A 16,120-nucleotide genomic window follows, 5' to 3' on the forward strand; every position below is an offset into this window, starting at 1 on the left:
GACCACGTTCTACCGCAGAACTGTGGCCTGTGTCATACAGTCTCTTTGAGCAGGATCAGATCCTTGCGCCAGGCCGCACATTTCCGCAGGTACTGCGGGAGTTGCTCGGCGGCGAAGGCTTCGGCCGACCAATTCTCCTGCGTCACTTCGGCGGTCCAGGTGTAGGTCCACGCGTAGGTCTCCCGCTCCCCCGCGTGTACGGAGACGGGTTTCAGGTCGTATTCGTCGTCTTCGAACGCGTCGAGTATCCGCCAGTCGGCAGCGGACAGTCCGGTCAGCAGAAACCCGTGTGCGACAGCGCCGGCGGCCGTCACCAGTCCCGGATACACCCGGCCGGGCAGCGCGGCCACCCGCCGTCCGGGCAGCAGCGCGGGCTCGGACGCCGGTGCCCGCCCGATCAATTCGGCGACCACTCCGGGAAACCGCAGCGTCCCGTACACGAACAGTGGCTGCTCCGGCTCGGGCAGCCGCCTGGCCCAGCTGCGGTTCATGCACGCGCCCGCGTTCCGGCGAAGCGCCGGAACAGTTCCGGGTCGTGTGAGGTGATGACGGAGATCTGATGTCCGTGCAGCCGGTTCAATTCGCGCAGCCGCCGCTGGTTCTCCCGGTATGCCGCGGGCACGACGGCCCCGGCCTGATACATCTGCCACATCAGTGGAGTATTCGGATTCTCGGCCGCGATGGAGCTGCCCAGATATGCGGCGTCACCGGCGTGCAACAGCCAGCCGCGCCCCGAGTCGATGGCCACTCCGGCGTGTCCGCGGGTGTGCCCGGGCAGCGGGACCACCAGGATCTCCGGCGGCAGGCCGGGCAGATCCCGGACGGCGGTGAAGCCGAACCAGTCTTCGCCGCCCTCGATTTCGTTGACCATCCATTTGGGTCCGTGCGCCCACTGTGCCGCGTGGTAGCGCAGTCGTTCGGAGAAGGTGGGGGTGGCGGTGGCGGCCCGGAATTCCGGACCGTGGACGTGGATGGTGGCTTCCGGGAAGTCGGAGAGTCCGCCGGAGTGGTCGAGATCAAGGTGGGTGAGGATGATGTGCCGGACATCGCGCGGGTCGTACCCGAGGGCCCGGATCTGCCATAGCGCGGTCTCGGTCTCGGACAGTTTCGGGCGCAGCATGAATCGGCTGAGTCCCACCATCTTGCGGGGATTGCGCACGCATTCGACCCCGAAGCCGGTATCGACGAGTGCGAGGGAGTCGCGGGTCTCGATCAGCAGGCAGTGGTCGACCATGCCCATTCCCATGGTGCCGCAATTCAGATGGTGAATCCGCATGGGCCCGACATTCCCAGACACCCCGAACCGGCGCAACCTCGCAGATCGCCCGGGCGTGGTGGAGAGGTTTCAGGGAAGCGGCCCGAGCGGCCCCGGAGTGGGAACTCTCATTCCGGCCGATGCGCGCGAATGATTTCCGCGAGCCGGATGTAATCCTCGGTGCGGGCCGTGGACGCGCGGTAGGCGAGGCCGAGGGTGCGCCCCGGCGCCGGAGCGGCGAAACGCGCGATTTCGAGCGTGCCGCGCGAGGTTTCGGCGGCGACCGCCATCTCCGGAATCAGGGTGACGCCGAGATCACCTGCCACGCATTGCACGACCGTGGCCAGGGAGGCGGCCCGGGTGTCCCCGACCGTGCCCGGGTGGGCGTCGTTGGTGCGGCACAGGTCGAGGGTCTGATCGCGCAGGCAGTGCCCCTCGTCGAGCAGCAGCAGTGGAACCGAGTCCAGGTCGGAGGGTTTCAGGTCGGGTCGTCCGGCGTAGGCGTGGCCGCGCGGCACGACCAGCACGAACGCCTCGGTATAGAGAGGTATCTCGACCACCCCGGAGGCCTCGGTCGGCAAGGCGAGCAGCGCCACGTCCAGGACGCCGGACCGCAATCCGTCGAGCAGCCGGGCGGTCTGGTCTTCGATCACGTGCGGAACCAAACCGGGTAGCTGGGTGCGTAATTCAGGTAACAGCGTGGGCAGTACATACGGGGCTACTGTCGGGATGATCCCCATGCGCAGCGTGCCGCCCGGTCCGGAACCCGCGGCGGATGCGACAAATCGGTCGGCTGCTTCGAGTGTCGCAATAGCTTGCGGCAGCAACCGTTTTCCGGCGGGTGTCACCAGCACTCGGCGGGTACTGCGTTCGATCAATTGGAGCCCGAGTCCGTTTTCCAATGATGCCAGGGCCTGCGATAACGTTGGCTGGCTCACACTCAGCCGGGCTGCGGCGGTGCCGAAGTGGCGATATTCGGCGATGGCTACGAACGCACGCAGCTGTGACAGGGTCGGCTGATAAGTTTGATCAGTCACGCCTATCAGTATAGTGCGACCGATCACCTTTACCTCTTACCGAGGTTCGGGAAAGATCATTCGCAGCAGTCACGACACGATCGAAACGACTACGAAGAGGAGCAAGCATGGCACTGCTGACCATCGGCGACCAGTTCCCGGCCTACAACCTGAAGGCTGTCATCGGCGGTGATCTGTCGAAGGTCAATGCTCAGCAGCCCGACGACTACTTCACGCAGATCTCGAGCGATGACTACACGGGCAAGTGGCGCATCATCTTCTTCTGGCCGAAGGACTTCACCTTCGTCTGCCCCACCGAGATCGCCGCGTTCGGCAAGCTGAACGAGGAATTCGCCGACCGTGACGCGCAGGTGCTCGGCGCCTCCGTCGACAACGAGTTCGTGCACTTCCAGTGGCGTGCCCAGCACGAGGACCTGAAGACCCTGCCCTTCCCGATGCTTTCGGACCTCAAGCGCGAACTGGCCGCCGCCACCGGCGTTCTCAATGCCGACGGCGTCGCCGATCGCGCCACCTTCATCGTCGACCCGAACAACGAGGTCCAGTTCGTCTCGGTCACCGCGGGTTCCGTGGGCCGCAATGTCGACGAGGTGCTGCGCGTGCTCGACGCCCTGCAGTCCGACGAGTTGTGCGCCTGCAACTGGAAGAAGGGCGACCCGACCATCAACGCCGGCGAGCTCCTCACCGCGTCGGTCTGAGAAGGGCTTTCATCGTGACCATCGAGAACCTGAAGAACTCGCTACCCGAGTACGCCAAGGATCTGAAGCTCAACCTGTCCTCGATTTCGCGCACCACCGTGCTGAACGAGCAGCAGCTGTGGGGCACCCTGCTCGCGTCGGCGGCCGCCACCCGTTCGGCCACCACGCTGCGCGAGATCGCCGAGGAAGCCGCCGACACACTGTCGGCGGAGGCGTACGACGCCGCACTGGGCGCCGCCTCGATCATGGGCATGAACAATGTCTTCTACCGGGGCAAGGCGTTCCTCGACGGCCGCTACGACGATCTGCGCGCGGGACTGCGCATGCAGATCATCGGCAATCCGGGTGTGGACAAGGCCGATTTCGAGTTGTGGTCGTTCGCGGTCTCCTCGATCAACGGCTGCCAGCACTGCCTGGAGGCGCACGAGCACACCCTGCGTGAGGCGGGCGTCTCGCGTGAGGTGATCTTCGAGGCGCTGCGCGCGGCCGCCATCGTGGCGGGCGTCGGGCAGGCCGTGCAGTCGACGGAGACGCTGGCTGTCGCGACCGTCTGAGGTCTTCCGGCTCGATTTCACGCCCGTCGCACTCCGGTGCGGCGGGCGTGTTTCGTTTGCGGCGGAACACTTGTACCGCCACGAACGGTCGTTTGCCATTGATTCGCTGCAATCGGGTGACCGGACGGCGATGTTGACCGGCGGGCCCGGGACCCGCCCCTACACTGCCCCGCATGACCCCGCGCGCCCGGACGCCCGCCAAGCGCCGCGGGCGTAAGTTCCTGGCCACTACGGTCGTGCTCGCGGCGGTCGCCGCCACCGGGGTCGCGCTGTACCTGGATCGCCACGAGTCCACGCGCACAGCGACTCCCGCCGCGGCGGACACGACCGGCACCGTGCTCCCCGACGCCCAGCAGGCGCGCGCGGATCTGGACCGGCTCACGGTCGCCCGGAACCGCAACTGGGAGTCGTACGAACGCAATGCTTTCGGGCCCGGCTGGTCCGGCCGCGGCGGCGAGCCCCGGCTGAGCGACGGCTGCACCGCGCGCGAGGTTGTGATGAAGCGCGATCTGTCGGAAGTGCGCCTGGCGGAAAGCAATTCGTGCCTGGCCTTGTCCGGGATACTCCACGATCCGTACACCGGCGCGCAGCTGCCCTACAACCGGTTCAAGGCCTCGGATATCGAGATCGATCATGTGGTGGCGCTCGGCGACGCGTGGCGTTCGGGAGCGTCCGAATGGAGCGCCGATCAGCGCCGGCAATTCGCCAATGACGTCGGCAATCTGCTGGCGGTGCAGAAGCAGGCGAACCAGGACAAGGGCTCGAAAACCCCGGACCAGTGGAAACCCCGGCAGGCGTACCGGTGTGACTACGCACGCCGCTGGATCGGCGTGAAAACCCGCTGGTCGCTGACCGTCCAGCCCACCGAGAAGGCCGCTTTGTCCGACATGCTCGCGGCCTGCACACCTGTTCCCGGAAGATAACCGTAGGTAAGCTCCGAATTCATGGGTACACCCGAAAGTGATGGCACTCAGATCGAAGTGGTGCGCGTGTTCACCGATGCGACGGGCCGCTACGGCAATCCGCTCGGCATCGCGCGCGCCGGTGACGTGATCGATGTCGATCATCAGGCGCTCGCCGCCCGCCTCGGCTACAGCGAGACCGTCGTGGTCGAGGATCCCACCGGCGACCGCGCCCGCATGCGCATCTACACCCCCGTCACCGAACTCCCCTTCGCCGGTCACCCCACCGTCGGCACCGCCTGGTGGCTGACCATGCTGGGCACCCCGGTCGATATCCTCGACGTCCCCGCCGGCCCGGTCGACGTCGCCACCACCGATGGCCTCACCTGGGTCCGCGCCCGCTCCGAATGGGCCCCCAAATTCGAGTTCCATCAGTTCGACAGCCTCGACGAACTCGCCACCCTCGACCCTGCCGACTTCCCCGAGGGCAAACACTACTGCTGGGCCTGGAGCAACGAGGCCCACAGCGCCGTCCGCGCCCGAATGTTCGCCCCCGCCTTCGGAATCCCCGAAGACCCGGCCACCGGCGCCGCCGCCATCGCCCTCACCGCCCTGCTCACCCGCGGCCTGCACATCACCCAGGGCCAGGGCTCCCAGATCTTCACCGAATGGGATTCCGACGGCTGGGCCCGCGTGGGTGGCCGCGTCGTCCCCGACCACCCGGTATTGATTTAGGGCCGTGATGCCGCCAGGCCTGCGCCCTCACCGCGCGGGCCTGCAATTGCCTGGTCGACCACGGCTCCGCGACATGGGCCGGCGTGGCACGCGCGGATCGTCGATCGCGTCCATTGCTTCGGGCGAGGTATCGCGGCCGTCCAGGGCAGACTGCGCCGGCGCAGGTACCTTCGATAGCTGGCGCGTTGCGCGTCGTTCGCAACTTCGAGTCTGAATAAATATCATGGGCGCCAACGGCTTTCGAGGACGCGTAGCCGCGCTTCGATGCGGCGGATGCGGCGGCGATTCGACGGGTGCGGCAGGAACAGTGCGGTGTACGGATCCAGTTCCGAGCGGAGGTCGCCGATGTGCATCCGCAGCAGGTCTCGCATTCCGGTCCCGTATCCGAGGTCGACCGCGCATCCATCGGCCGCGAACTCACGGTGCCGCTGCAGGATTGCGCGAGACAGCGGCGCGCCCTGCGTCACCGCCATCAGCGCGACCGCGGGCACCGGACCGAAAAGCCACGCCAGGATCCCGAACAGCGCAGGCAGCCCCGTGCAGACCGCACCCAGTCTTGTCAGCTTCTTTACGCGCGAATTCTTTTCGTGACGGAGCAGGCGCTCGGCGATCCGGTGGGTCGCGAGCTGCGGAAGTTCGAGCGGTGCGACCGGGAGGCCGAGTAGCAGGAGCATGTCCGCGGGCCCGCGCAGTCCGACGACCAGGTGATGTCCCAGCTCATGGGCGACCATGGCGTGCAGTTCGAGCGGTGGCAGCTGTTGGAGCGCGGCCCGCGTGACCCGGATCGTGTTCCTGCCGTACGCGCTTCCGTTTATTTTCTCCGACTCCTGTATGGCCAGCGTGAAGGTGCTGTCCGGCAGTCCGGCCGACTCGGCGACGTCGTGCCAGGTCGCGGCGAGCAACACCTTCTCGCTCTCGGGCACGGTGTCCGGAAACCGTGCCTCCTCGGGCGGGACGAGCATCCCAGCCTGGTAGGCGAGGAACCCGGCCGGCACCGCGAGCAGCGCCCACATTCCCAGCGCGATGCCGAGCAGGGCTCCGTGCGGTGCGCAGAAATGGACGATGAGCAGCGCGGAGAGCACCAGCTCCGGCGAAATCAGGATCAGCTCGGCGGCGACCAGCGCCCGGCGCCGGGCGCGCAGCCGGCCGAGGTGATCGCCGGGCCGCGCGGCGATTGTGGTTCGAGACGACATCGGCGCCATCCGAAGGTCTAGGTGGATCTCGATTACCAAGGTAGTCAGGGGAAACCGCGGTCTCATGCCCTCGATTCGGAGGGCACTACCGGACGACTCTTGTCTATATCAGCAACCTGATATAAGGTTCCTTATATAGCTTCCACCGGGTAGCACACAAGGAGAAGAACACATGAGCACTCCGATCCCGGCCGGGTCACTCCGGCCGACTCGTACCGAAATCCACACTCTCCCTATCGATTCCGCCGATCCGGTCGAGGTGACCGTGCAGGATCGGGATCGCACCCGGCCGTATCTGCTGCTGCACGGCGGCGGTGGCGTTCCGACCATGGCCGGATTCGCGGATCTGCTGGCGGAGCGCACACATTCGCGGGTGCTGCTGCCGACTCATCCGGGATTCGGCGGGACGCCGAAGGCGCCCGGCGTGCACGACGTGGCCGGGCTGGCGCGGATGTATGTCGGGCTGCTGGAGCAACTCGATCTCAGCGATGTGACGGTGATCGGGAACTCGTTCGGCGGGTGGGTGGCCGCGGAGATCGCGCTGGCCGGGAGCCCGCGGGTGAGCGGTGTAGTGATCGTCGATGGGACCGGGATCGAGGTGCCGGGACATCCGATGACGAATATCAGCGGGCTTTCGCTGCCCGAGATCCGGGCGTTCTCGTTCCATGATCCGAGCAAGGCCCCGACGCCGCCGACTTCCGGCGCCCCCGGGCCGAGTCCGGATGTGCAGGCGATGCTCGGATACACCGGCCCCGTGCCCTTCGATCCGACGCTGGCCGATCGGCTCGGCGACCTCGATCTGCCGGTCCACGTGGTGTGGGGCGAGAGCGACGGCATCGTCGACGCGGACTACGGCAAGGCGTATGCCGCCGCCATCCCCGGCGCCGCGTTCACCCTGCTCCCCCGCAGCGGCCATCTCCCCCAGCTGGAGACACCCGAGGAGCTGCTCGGCGCGCTACTGGATCTGGGCACGTTCTGATATCCGTTGATATGCAAGGAGATCCACCATGAGCACACCACTGCGCGTCACCCGGATCGGGCACGCCTGCCAGCTGATCGAGATCGGGGATATCCGCGTTCTCACCGATCCTTGGTTCACCCAGACCGCGCACTACTACCACGGTGAGCCGATCTCCTCGACCGTGCAGAGCCTCGGCCACATCGACGCGGTCGTGGTCAGCCACGAGCACTACGACCACTGCGACCTCGATGCCCTCGTCGACGGCGGCTTCGACCTCGAGGTGCCGCTGATCGGACCCGGCACCGTCGCGAAGATCGCGCTGGACAAGGGATTCCGGGACGTCCGCGCCATCGAGGCGTGGGAGTCCGCCGGCGTCGGCGACCTCACCGTGACGGCGACGCCCGGACAACACGGCGTGCACGAGGTCACCTTCCTCATCCAGCACGGCGGGCGCACCGTCTTTTTCGGCGGCGACTCCCTGCGCGTCCCCGAACTCGACACCATTCCGGAGCGATTCGGCCACATCGATCTGGCCATCCTGCCGACCAACGGCCTGTGCGTGCGGCCGCTGCACATGCGTCAGGTGGTCATGGATGCCGAACAGGCCGCCGGGCTGACGGCCGTGCTCGCACCGACCATGGCTGTGCCGCATCACTATGCCTTCCACAGCGGTCAGCTCGGCGACCGGACGATCACCAGTGGCGATCAGGACCCACGCCACTATGCCGACGCGGTCGCACGGCTGGCACCCGAGGTCGACGTCCGGCTGGTCCTGCCGGGAATCACGGTCACCGTTCCGTGAGCGCAGGCAGCCAGGACTGCGACGGGGTGACGGCGACGACCATCCGCGTGGCGGCCTCCGATTCGGCCGCCTCGCCATCGAATCCGGCATCTATCAGTGCCGCGCGATCCAGGATTGGGGACAGTGGGCGCTGGTTCAGATCTCGAGGCACCGCCGAATAGGACCGCGCACATGATCTTCGGGCCGGGCGCCTGATGCACGGCCCTAGTTCGGGGCCACGAAACCGCCGATCTCCTGTTCGAGCAGTTCGGCCAGGCGCAGCGGGGTGCGGTCCTCGAACATCGGGCCGATGAGCTGCACACCGACCGGCAGGCCCTCGGGGGAACGGCCCGCGGGGATGACGGTGGCGGGCAGGCCGGGCATGGTGGCGATACCGGGCCAGACGAGCTGGATGCCGAACGGATATGCGGCGCCGTCGATCTCGATGGTCCGCTCTTCGAGGGAATTGTGGTCGTGCGGGAAGGCGGGGGTCGGGGTGATGGGGCAGATCACGGCGTCGAATTCGGTGAAGAACTGCCGCAGATCGCGGCGGTGGACATCGCGGCGGGCGTTCGCCTCGATCCACTCGCGGTGGGTGAAGACCGAGCCGCGCAGCAGCGCCGCGCCGAAACTGCGATCGTCCGGATTCAGCGCACCGGCGAATGTCCGCATCAGCTCGTACCGTTCGATGGGGTAGCCCGAGGCGAGATTGGCCAGCAGCAACTGGATGTAGAGCGTCGCGGCCTCGGTGAGATCCGGGAACAGCGCACTGTCCCGCTCGACGCGGGCACCGGCGGCGGCGAGCGCGTCGGCCACCCGGTTCACGCCGGCCCGCACCGCAGATCCGGTCGGCAACAGCGGATGGTCTTCCAGCACGAGCACTGTGAAGTCCGAGAGCCGATCGTGCCGCGCGGGTTTCGGATTCAGGTCGAAGGCGACGCCGAGCGACAGCGGGTCGGGTCCCGCCATCACGTCCAGCAGCAGTGCGAGATCGCGGGCGGTACGCGCCATCGGGCCGACGACGGCCAAGTCGCGATCGGAGGGCAAGGCGGGCGCGGGCGGCGGGACATGACCGCGCGGCGCCACCAGCCCGTGCGTCGGCTTGTGCGAGTACACGCCGCAGAAGTGCGCGGGATTGCGCAGTGAACCGCCGATATCGGAGCCGAGGGACAGCGCACCGAAGCCGGCGGCCAGGGCCGCCGCCGAGCCGCCGGAGGAGCCGCCCGGCGAACGACCGTGATCCCACGGATTGTTGGTGGTGCCGTAGATGTCGTTGAAGCTCTGCAGATCCGCCAGCATCAACGGCACATTGGTCTTGCCGAGCACCACGGCGCCGGCTTCCTTGACGCGCGCGATCTGCAGCGCGTCCTCGGCCGGCAGGTAGTCCGCGAACGCCGGCATGCCCCACGTGGTGGGCAGGCCGGCGACGTTGTAGGACTCCTTGACCGTGATCGGGACACCCAGCAGCGGCCGGTCCTCGCCACGGGCGCGCGCTTGATCCGCCTCGCGCGCGGCGTCGCGCGCCCGATCGAAGTCGGGCACGCAGATCGCATTGATCGCTTTGTCGTCGCGTTCTATTCGCGCGATCGCTTCCTCGGTCAGTTCCACCGAGGTCACTTCACCGGCACGTAAGGCAGCCAACAGCTCTTCGGCCGACCGGAAACTCCACTCCATGAGCCGAATCTACCGACGAATGATCGAGAGTGGAGGCCATCGCGGCGGTCTCAGCCCAGGGCGGCGGCGAAGCGCTCGGAAAGCTCCTTGACCTGCGCGTCGGTAATGACGAAGGTCGGTGAGATCTGCAGTGCGCCCTGGCCCGCGGCGCGGGTCGAGACGCCGTGCGCGCGCAGGGTTTTCACCATGGCGAGGGCCTCGGCCGGATCGGCGAGCTGCACGGCCGCGACGGCGCCCAGGCCGCTGCGCACCTCGGCCACCCGCGGGTGGTCGGCCAGCGGCGAGAAGTGCTCGTGCAGCAGCGATTCCAGGTTCTTGCTGGCCTCGAGCAGGTTCTCGCGCTCCATGATGTCGAGATTGGCCATGGCCGCGGCGGCCGCGCCGGCGTGCCCGCCGTAGGTGTAGCCGTGCCGCCACCAGACGCCGCCGGCGAAGAACGGGTCGGCGATGTGCGGGGCGATGAATACCGCGCCCATGGGCACATAGCCGGAGGTGAGGCCCTTGGCGGTGGTCATCAGATCGGGCTGCAGGTCGAAACGCGAGGAGGCGAACCAGGATCCGCCGATGCGGCCGAAGCCGGTGACGACCTCGTCGGCCACGAACAGGATGTCGTTGTCGCGGCAGATCTGCCGGACCTCGGTGAGGTAGCCCTCGGGCGGCAGGTACACGCCGCCCGCGCCGATGATCGGCTCGGCGAAGAAGGCGGCGATGCGCTCGGCGCCGACCTCTTCGATGAGGGCGGTCAACGCCTTGGCCTGATCCCATTCGATGGTGCGGGCGTCGGGCATGAACTCACCGGTGTAGCCCTCGCGGTTGACCGGGATGCCCGCCAGCGAGGTGCCCGCGACGTGCATGCCGTGGTAGGCGCGCTGCCGGCCCACGATGAGGGTCTTCTCCGGGCGGCCGACTTCCTGCCAGTAGCGGCGGGCCAGCTTGGCGGCGGTGTCGATGCCGTCGGAGCCGCCGGAGGTGAAGAAGATCTTGCTGCCCGGGACCGGCGCCAGCGCGGAGAGCCGCTCGGCGAGGTCGCGGGTGACCGGCGAGACGAAGTCGCCGAAGTTGGAGTAGTGCGCGACCTGGCTCAGCTGCGCGGCGACCGCGTCACCGATCTCGCGGCGGCCGTGGCCGATATTGGCGAACCAGAGGCCGCCGGTGGCGTCGAGGTACTGCGTGCCGCCCTCGTCCCAGATGTAGGCGCCTTCACCGCGCGCCACCACGAACGCACCATCGCGCTCGACCGCACCCATATCGGCGAAGCCATGCCACAGCGAACCCATACCGCCACCTCCATGCACCCTGTACCGGCGTGCCCCGGCGAGGGCACGGCCGACCTACCCCCTATATCTCACCATCACGATGGTGAGCAGCGCGAACGACCCCCGGTTACCCCGCGACCATGGCGATCAGCATGTAGGTCATGCCCACATCCATGACCAGGTGCGGCGCGACCGCCGCCGAGCCGGCCCGGCCCGCGGGGTGCGGGAGCAGATGCCACAGCAGCCGCCGCGCTCTCGGGATCAACATGGCGAGCGCATCCGCTGCGAACAATGCGGCCAAAGCGAGCAATGGCCAGACGGCCCGCTCTCCCATGCCCGGCATCGCACCCATGCCGGCCATGGCGTGCGAATCCTGTTGCGCCCCGGACCCACTGACTACGTACAGCATGGCCGCGGCGGCCACCAGGTGGTAGGCGAGCGCCGCCACCCGGTGCCGTCCCGGAGCCTGCTCCGCCGCATCCTCTCCACCGGGCCACCGCAGCAGACCGCGCCACTGCAGCATCCGGCCCGCCAGCAATACCCCGTACACCACCACCATGGCCGTCAGCACTCCGTGCAGGGCGCGCGGATCGGCCGCGGCCGGGAACACCAGCATCGCCAACATCACCAGGCACATGAGCAGATGTGCCGCATCCGATTCCACATCCACCGCGCGGCCGTGTCCGGCTACCGTCACGCGACTGTCTCCGGCCAGGGCCACGCGATCGTGTCCCACCGCCACCCGACTCTGCCCCACGGCCGCCAACCGGCCCACCATGATCACCGCGACCGCCCCGAACGCCGCCACCACACACCATCGCAACAGGCCGTATTCCTGCACGAATACCACCGGGACCCACCACCTCTCCGCACAGTGACCGAACTCCTCGAGACGCACAACCGCGGTGTTCACCACCCACAACGCGGTGTCGATCACCAGCAACGCAGTGCGCGCAACGCCTCAATGTTCGCACTGCTTTCATGCTCGCATTGCCGCGACGGCCGGTAACTGCCTTTTCCCTGCCCCTCACCGCCACCGGCGGCGCACCCGCAAAGGCGGCAAGGAATTCAGTAGAGCAGCGGGCCGAGACGGGCCGCGCAGTCGCGGGCGGAGTCGCGGTGGGTGTCCAGCACGTTCAGCCGGTTACTGGGTCCGCTGAGGCAGAGCGCGCCCGCGAGGGTGCCGGACGATTTGTACACCGGCAGTGCGAGACACGCGATGCCGGGCACGAGTTCGTCCGCGGCCCTGGCATATCCGGCCTCACGGATGGATTGCAGATCGGTAGCCAGTGCGGCGTGATCGATCTTGGTGCGCGCGGCGATCCGGGCCGGGGCCGCGACCATGGCCCGCCATTCGGTATGCGAGGACAGCAGCAGTTTGCCCGCCGCCGAGGCGTGCAGATGCCGCGCCAGCTCCCGCTCCCCCGGGATCGGGTGATCCGGATCCTCGTTGATCACCTGGATCGCGGCGGGCCGGAAGTTCATGAGATGCACGGCGAATCGGGTCGAGGCGCGGAAGTCGTCGAGCAGCATGCGCGCCGCGGTGGGCACGGCCGGCACCGTGATGGCCGCGGCGAGCCCGCGCAACCTGGCCCCGAGTGCGAAACCGCGCAGATCGGCGGTCCGCACCAGATATTCGTCGGCCACCAGGGAATTGAGCAGCCGATAGGTGGTGGCGGGGGCCAGGCCGAGCCGCTCGGCGATCTCCTTGGCGGTGACACCGGTTCCGGAGTCGGCGACGGTTTCGAGAATGGCGATCGAGTTGGTGACGGTGTTCGTGCGCCGGGAGTCCTTCATGCGCGGCTACCGGAAGACCGGGCTCTGCAGCAGATCCGCGTGCTGCGGTTCGTCGTATATTCCGATGCCGCGCAAGCGATCCGGCGCGAAGACCCGCAAGCCGATCGTGAACAGCACCGAAGCCAGCAGCACGGCCGCGTACGCCGTCACCAGCACCGCATTGCCGCTCTGCGTCGAGCAGGCGGCCGTGATCATCAGGATGCCGAGCAGTATCGCCGTCACGGTGCCGAGAATCGTTATCCTCCTGCTGGATTCGCCTATGCGCCGGAGCAACGCGGGACCGGCCAGGCAGGCCGGCAGATAGGAGCCCAGGTAGCCGAGCGCGCTCAGGGTGAGGAACGACCGGATCCCGTCCTGCGGTTCGGCTCCCGACAGCAGGTAGACGACGGCGCACCCGGTGACCACGCCGACCGCCGCAACAATGGCGGGCGCGGGCGTGTGGAAGCGGGGATGCGCCCGCCCGGCCGCGGCCGGTGCGATGCCCTCCCGTCCCATGGTGAACAGCACCCGCACCAATGCATTGACGGAGGCGACCGTGCACGCGAAGAACGAGGCCGCCACGCCGAGATCGAGCACGGCCCCCAGCAGTCGCGAATTGTCCTGCAGCAGCAGCTCGGTGACGGGTGTCGAGCTGGTGGCCGCGCCAGGGTCGGCGGCCAAGGCCACGGCCTGCGCGCACACCGCGATCAGATAGATGACGGCCGCGGCCACCGGCGTCCACATCAGCGTCCTGGGCACGGAACGGAACGGCCGATGCGCCTCCGCGGACAGTGTTGTCGCGCTCTCGAATCCGACGAAGGCACTGATGGCCACCACCGCGCTCATGGCCAGGTTGCCGGTGCCGCCGTGCCAGGCGAAGGCGCGCCCGGCGGTGACGTCGTGCCCGCCGCGGGTCAGCAGATAGCCCATGAGCCCCAGCACCGTGACCACCGAAACGCATTCCACCAGCAGTGTCGCCGAGGCCGAGAGCCGAATCCCGCGCACCATCAACACCACCGCGATGACCGCCGCCACCAGCAGCAGGCCGACAATGGTGGCCGTGCCGCCGAATCCGCCGATACCCGCGGTGACCGCCATCTGATCGAGATAGGTGCCGACAGCGATCAGCCCCGCCACGCTCACACTGCCGTACCCGACAATGGCCGACCACCCGACCGGCACCGCGACCGCGGGCCCCAGCCCCTGCGCCACGTAGGTGTACAGCCCGCCGGTCACCGCGAGCCGCTGCGCCATGGGCCGGATGACAAAGGCCACACCCCAGGCCAGCAGTGCCGCGGCGAGAAACGCGGCCACACTCGCACCGCCGCCCGCCGCGCCGATCACGAAGGCCGGTGTCACCGCGGCCGTCCCGGACGGCGCGATGGCTGCCACGGATTGCGCGAAGACCGGCACGAAAGGCAGTTCCCGCCGGGTCAATCCGCGTATCGAGGAGCGCCGGACCACCAGTGGTGGACTCGGCGGGGCCGATGTCATCCGCACACGCCTTTCTCTCGCCATGAGATTGCCACAGGGTGCTGCACGGGTATTTCGCCGACGTAAACTCCGGTAACGAAGAGTTGTCCCTGCTCGAGACGAACATCTCCGCCGTTTCTCGCCGGCGGTCACCGTCGCACGCCTTCCGTCGTTACAGACCGCCGATAGCGTTCCGCCCCATCGGAAGTGAACCCGCCACCCGGTCTTTGCCGGTGGCGGGGTGCAAGAGGGATGGATAGATGACCCAGCAGATCGAACGCCCAGACACCACCTCGCCGCCCGCTACGGCGCCGGCCGAAACCGTGCATCGCCTGAAGCCCAATGCGATCGGCTTGGTCGGCGTGGTGTTCATGGCCATCGCCACCGCCGCGCCGATCACCGCCATGACCGGCAATGTGCCGTTCATGATCTCGGCCGGCACCGGCACCGGCACGCCCGCGGCGTTCCTCATCGCCATGGTGGTGCTGGCGGTGTTCTCGGTGGGCTTCACCACCATGTCCAAGCACATCACCGCGACGGGCGCCTTCTACGGGTTCATCTCGTTCGGGCTGGGCCGGTCGGCGGGCCTGGCGTCGGGCCTGCTGGCGACCTTCGCGTACATGGTGTTCGAGGGTTCGCTGGTCGGCATCTTCTCCAGCTTCGGCACGAGTACCGTTGCGGCACAGTTCGGTGTGCACGTGCCGTGGTGGGTGTTCGCGATCATCATGCTGTCGATCAATGCGGTCGGCACCTGGTTCGGGGTTGCCGTCGCGGAGAAGCTGCTGGTGGTTTTGCTGGGCACGGAATGTCTGGTGCTGGCCATCATGGGCATCGCCGTGGCACTGCACGGCGGTGGGCCACACGGCTTCTCCTTCGCGCCGCTCAACCCGATCAATGCCTTCACCGGCCCGTCCGCCGGCCTGGGTCTGTTCTTCGCCTTCTGGTCGTGGGTCGGTTTCGAATCGACCGCCATGTACGGCGAGGAGTCCCGCGACCCCAAGCGCATCATCCCGAAGGCCACCATGATCGCCGTCATCGGCGTGGGCGTCTTCTATGTGTTCGTGTCCTGGATGGCCATGTCCGGCAACGGAATCGGCGAATCGAAGGACCTGGCCGGATCCGCCAACCCGATGGACGTCTTCTTCCACCCCACCCAGACCTATGTCGGCCACTGGGCCGTGAGCGCCATGCAGTGGCTCATGATGACCGGTTCCCTGGCCTGCGGCATGGCCTTCCACAACTGCGCGGCCCGCTACCTGTACGCCCTCGGCCGGGAAGGCGTGTTCCCGGTCCTGAAGCGCACGATCGGCCGCACCCACCCGGGCCACGGCTCCCCGCACATCGCCGGCCTGGTCCAGTCGGTCGTCGCGGTCCTCCTGGTGGCCGGTTTCGGCCTGGCCGGAAAGGACCCCTACACCGGCACCTACACCTTGCTCGCCATCCTCGGCACCATGGCCATCCTGGTGGTCCAGGCCGCCTGCTCCTTCGCGGTCCTGGCCTACTTCCGCAAGAACCACCCCGAATCCCGCCACTGGTTCCGGACCTTCCTGGCGCCTCTCCTCGGCGGGCTGGCCATGGTCGGCGTAGTCCTGCTGCTCGTCCTCAATATGGGCACCGCGGCCGGTGACGAATCCAGCTCCTTGATCCTCAAGGCCACCCCGTGGCTGGTGGCCGCAATCGCCATCGGCGGCTTCGCTTTCGCCGAATACCTGAAGCGCCGCTCCCCCGCCCGCTACGCCCTGCTGGGCCGCACAGTCCTGGAGGAAACACACGAACGCTGAATCCTCCACGCTGCCAGGGCCGTTCCGGAACCTCCTCATCCCGGAAC

Annotated in this window: 17 protein-coding genes; 7 read left to right on the forward strand and 10 right to left on the reverse strand. The window is 67.8% G+C overall.

The features are described 5' to 3' along the window. Positions 1-32: 32 nt before the first annotated feature. From ACIP5Y_RS01310 to ACIP5Y_RS01320, 3 genes are all read right to left on the reverse strand, one after another. On the reverse strand, positions 33-491 hold the full coding sequence (locus tag ACIP5Y_RS01310) for a gamma-glutamylcyclotransferase family protein (protein ID WP_400346512.1): 459 nt from the start codon (positions 489-491) through the stop codon (positions 33-35). Beyond that, positions 488-1,276, reverse strand: coding sequence for an MBL fold metallo-hydrolase (locus ACIP5Y_RS01315; RefSeq protein ID WP_400346513.1), 789 nt, complete (start codon positions 1,274-1,276; stop codon positions 488-490). Before ACIP5Y_RS01315 ends, ACIP5Y_RS01310 begins: the two co-directional genes overlap by 4 nt. A 107-nt stretch (positions 1,277-1,383) precedes the next feature. After that, positions 1,384-2,292 (reverse strand): hydrogen peroxide-inducible genes activator, encoded by a 909-nt coding sequence (locus ACIP5Y_RS01320; RefSeq protein WP_400346514.1) that lies wholly within the window; start codon positions 2,290-2,292, stop codon positions 1,384-1,386. Between the two features lie 107 nt (positions 2,293-2,399). On the opposite strand from ACIP5Y_RS01320, the gene ACIP5Y_RS01325 reads away from it, so the two are divergent. The 4 genes from ACIP5Y_RS01325 (at position 2,400) to ACIP5Y_RS01340 (ending at position 5,178) form a co-directional block, all read left to right on the forward strand. Then, on the forward strand, positions 2,400-2,987 hold the full coding sequence (locus tag ACIP5Y_RS01325; RefSeq protein ID WP_400346516.1) for a peroxiredoxin: 588 nt from the start codon (positions 2,400-2,402) through the stop codon (positions 2,985-2,987). Positions 2,988-3,001: 14 nt separating this feature from the next. Beyond that, positions 3,002-3,541, forward strand: coding sequence for a carboxymuconolactone decarboxylase family protein (locus tag ACIP5Y_RS01330; protein WP_400346517.1), 540 nt, complete (start codon positions 3,002-3,004; stop codon positions 3,539-3,541). Positions 3,542-3,714: 173 nt separating this feature from the next. Continuing rightward, positions 3,715-4,464 (forward strand): HNH endonuclease family protein, encoded by a 750-nt coding sequence (locus ACIP5Y_RS01335; protein ID WP_400346518.1) that lies wholly within the window; start codon positions 3,715-3,717, stop codon positions 4,462-4,464. Between the two features lie 21 nt (positions 4,465-4,485). After that, positions 4,486-5,178, forward strand: coding sequence for a PhzF family phenazine biosynthesis protein (locus ACIP5Y_RS01340; RefSeq protein WP_400346520.1), 693 nt, complete (start codon positions 4,486-4,488; stop codon positions 5,176-5,178). Positions 5,179-5,399: 221 nt separating this feature from the next. Here ACIP5Y_RS01340 and ACIP5Y_RS01345 read toward each other — a convergent pair whose 3' ends face one another. Next, the gene (locus ACIP5Y_RS01345; RefSeq protein WP_400346522.1) at positions 5,400-6,371 is read right to left on the reverse strand and encodes a M48 family metalloprotease; all 972 of its coding nucleotides are present in this window, start codon (positions 6,369-6,371) and stop codon (positions 5,400-5,402) included. A 172-nt stretch (positions 6,372-6,543) separates the two neighbouring features. On the opposite strand from ACIP5Y_RS01345, the gene ACIP5Y_RS01350 reads away from it, so the two are divergent. Together ACIP5Y_RS01350 and ACIP5Y_RS01355 are read left to right on the forward strand one after the other, a co-directional pair. Continuing rightward, entirely contained in the window at positions 6,544-7,350 is an 807-nt protein-coding gene (locus ACIP5Y_RS01350; protein ID WP_400346524.1) for an alpha/beta fold hydrolase, read from the forward strand. A gap of 28 nt (positions 7,351-7,378) precedes the next feature. Then, positions 7,379-8,134, forward strand: a complete 756-nt coding sequence (locus ACIP5Y_RS01355) for an MBL fold metallo-hydrolase (protein WP_400346526.1) — start codon at positions 7,379-7,381, stop codon at positions 8,132-8,134. On the opposite strand, the gene ACIP5Y_RS01360 is transcribed toward ACIP5Y_RS01355, so the two are convergent. The 6 genes from ACIP5Y_RS01360 to ACIP5Y_RS01385 form a co-directional block, all read right to left on the reverse strand. Next, positions 8,121-8,285: a hypothetical protein gene (locus ACIP5Y_RS01360; RefSeq protein WP_400346528.1), complete on the reverse strand. Its 165-nt coding sequence runs from the start codon at positions 8,283-8,285 to the stop codon at positions 8,121-8,123. The genes ACIP5Y_RS01355 and ACIP5Y_RS01360 overlap by 14 nt on opposite strands. Positions 8,286-8,338: 53 nt before the next feature. Next, the gene (locus tag ACIP5Y_RS01365) at positions 8,339-9,787 is read right to left on the reverse strand and encodes an amidase (protein WP_400346529.1); all 1,449 of its coding nucleotides are present in this window, start codon (positions 9,785-9,787) and stop codon (positions 8,339-8,341) included. 50 nt (positions 9,788-9,837) lie between these two features. Then, positions 9,838-11,064, reverse strand: coding sequence for an aspartate aminotransferase family protein (locus ACIP5Y_RS01370; protein WP_400346530.1), 1,227 nt, complete (start codon positions 11,062-11,064; stop codon positions 9,838-9,840). Between the two features lie 106 nt (positions 11,065-11,170). Beyond that, on the reverse strand, positions 11,171-11,893 hold the full coding sequence (locus ACIP5Y_RS01375; RefSeq protein ID WP_400346531.1) for a DUF5134 domain-containing protein: 723 nt from the start codon (positions 11,891-11,893) through the stop codon (positions 11,171-11,173). A gap of 218 nt (positions 11,894-12,111) precedes the next feature. After that, positions 12,112-12,840 (reverse strand): IclR family transcriptional regulator, encoded by a 729-nt coding sequence (locus tag ACIP5Y_RS01380; protein ID WP_400346533.1) that lies wholly within the window; start codon positions 12,838-12,840, stop codon positions 12,112-12,114. Positions 12,841-12,846: 6 nt separating this feature from the next. Further along, positions 12,847-14,313 (reverse strand): APC family permease, encoded by a 1,467-nt coding sequence (locus ACIP5Y_RS01385; RefSeq protein WP_400346534.1) that lies wholly within the window; start codon positions 14,311-14,313, stop codon positions 12,847-12,849. Positions 14,314-14,552: 239 nt separating this feature from the next. Here ACIP5Y_RS01385 and ACIP5Y_RS01390 point away from each other — a divergent pair, with 239 nt between their 5' ends. Further along, complete coding sequence (locus tag ACIP5Y_RS01390) at positions 14,553-16,073, forward strand: APC family permease (protein WP_400346536.1); 1,521 nt, start codon at positions 14,553-14,555, stop codon at positions 16,071-16,073. The last annotated feature ends 47 nt before the right edge of the window (positions 16,074-16,120 follow it).

This window comes from Nocardia sp. NPDC088792, from assembly GCF_044750615.1.
Lineage (GTDB): Bacteria > Actinomycetota > Actinomycetes > Mycobacteriales > Mycobacteriaceae > Nocardia.

Bases quoted from the DNA above. Each gene is read 5' to 3' on its own strand.
- ACIP5Y_RS01315 (WP_400346513.1), bottom strand. From the start codon at position 1,276: ATGCGGATTCACCATCTGAATTGCGGCACCATGGGAATGGGCATGGTC.
- ACIP5Y_RS01350 (WP_400346524.1), top strand. From the start codon at position 6,544: ATGAGCACTCCGATCCCGGCCGGGTCACTCCGGCCGACTCGTACCGAA.
- ACIP5Y_RS01325 (WP_400346516.1), top strand. From the start codon at position 2,400: ATGGCACTGCTGACCATCGGCGACCAGTTCCCGGCCTACAACCTGAAG.
- ACIP5Y_RS01310 (WP_400346512.1), bottom strand. From the start codon at position 491: ATGAACCGCAGCTGGGCCAGGCGGCTGCCCGAGCCGGAGCAGCCACTG.
- ACIP5Y_RS01335 (WP_400346518.1), top strand. From the start codon at position 3,715: ATGACCCCGCGCGCCCGGACGCCCGCCAAGCGCCGCGGGCGTAAGTTC.
- ACIP5Y_RS01385 (WP_400346534.1), bottom strand. From the start codon at position 14,313: ATGACATCGGCCCCGCCGAGTCCACCACTGGTGGTCCGGCGCTCCTCG.
- ACIP5Y_RS01365 (WP_400346529.1), bottom strand. From the start codon at position 9,787: ATGGAGTGGAGTTTCCGGTCGGCCGAAGAGCTGTTGGCTGCCTTACGT.
- ACIP5Y_RS01340 (WP_400346520.1), top strand. From the start codon at position 4,486: ATGGGTACACCCGAAAGTGATGGCACTCAGATCGAAGTGGTGCGCGTG.
- ACIP5Y_RS01355 (WP_400346526.1), top strand. From the start codon at position 7,379: ATGAGCACACCACTGCGCGTCACCCGGATCGGGCACGCCTGCCAGCTG.
- ACIP5Y_RS01345 (WP_400346522.1), bottom strand. From the start codon at position 6,371: ATGTCGTCTCGAACCACAATCGCCGCGCGGCCCGGCGATCACCTCGGC.
- ACIP5Y_RS01380 (WP_400346533.1), bottom strand. From the start codon at position 12,840: ATGAAGGACTCCCGGCGCACGAACACCGTCACCAACTCGATCGCCATT.
- ACIP5Y_RS01370 (WP_400346530.1), bottom strand. From the start codon at position 11,064: ATGGGTTCGCTGTGGCATGGCTTCGCCGATATGGGTGCGGTCGAGCGC.
- ACIP5Y_RS01390 (WP_400346536.1), top strand. From the start codon at position 14,553: ATGACCCAGCAGATCGAACGCCCAGACACCACCTCGCCGCCCGCTACG.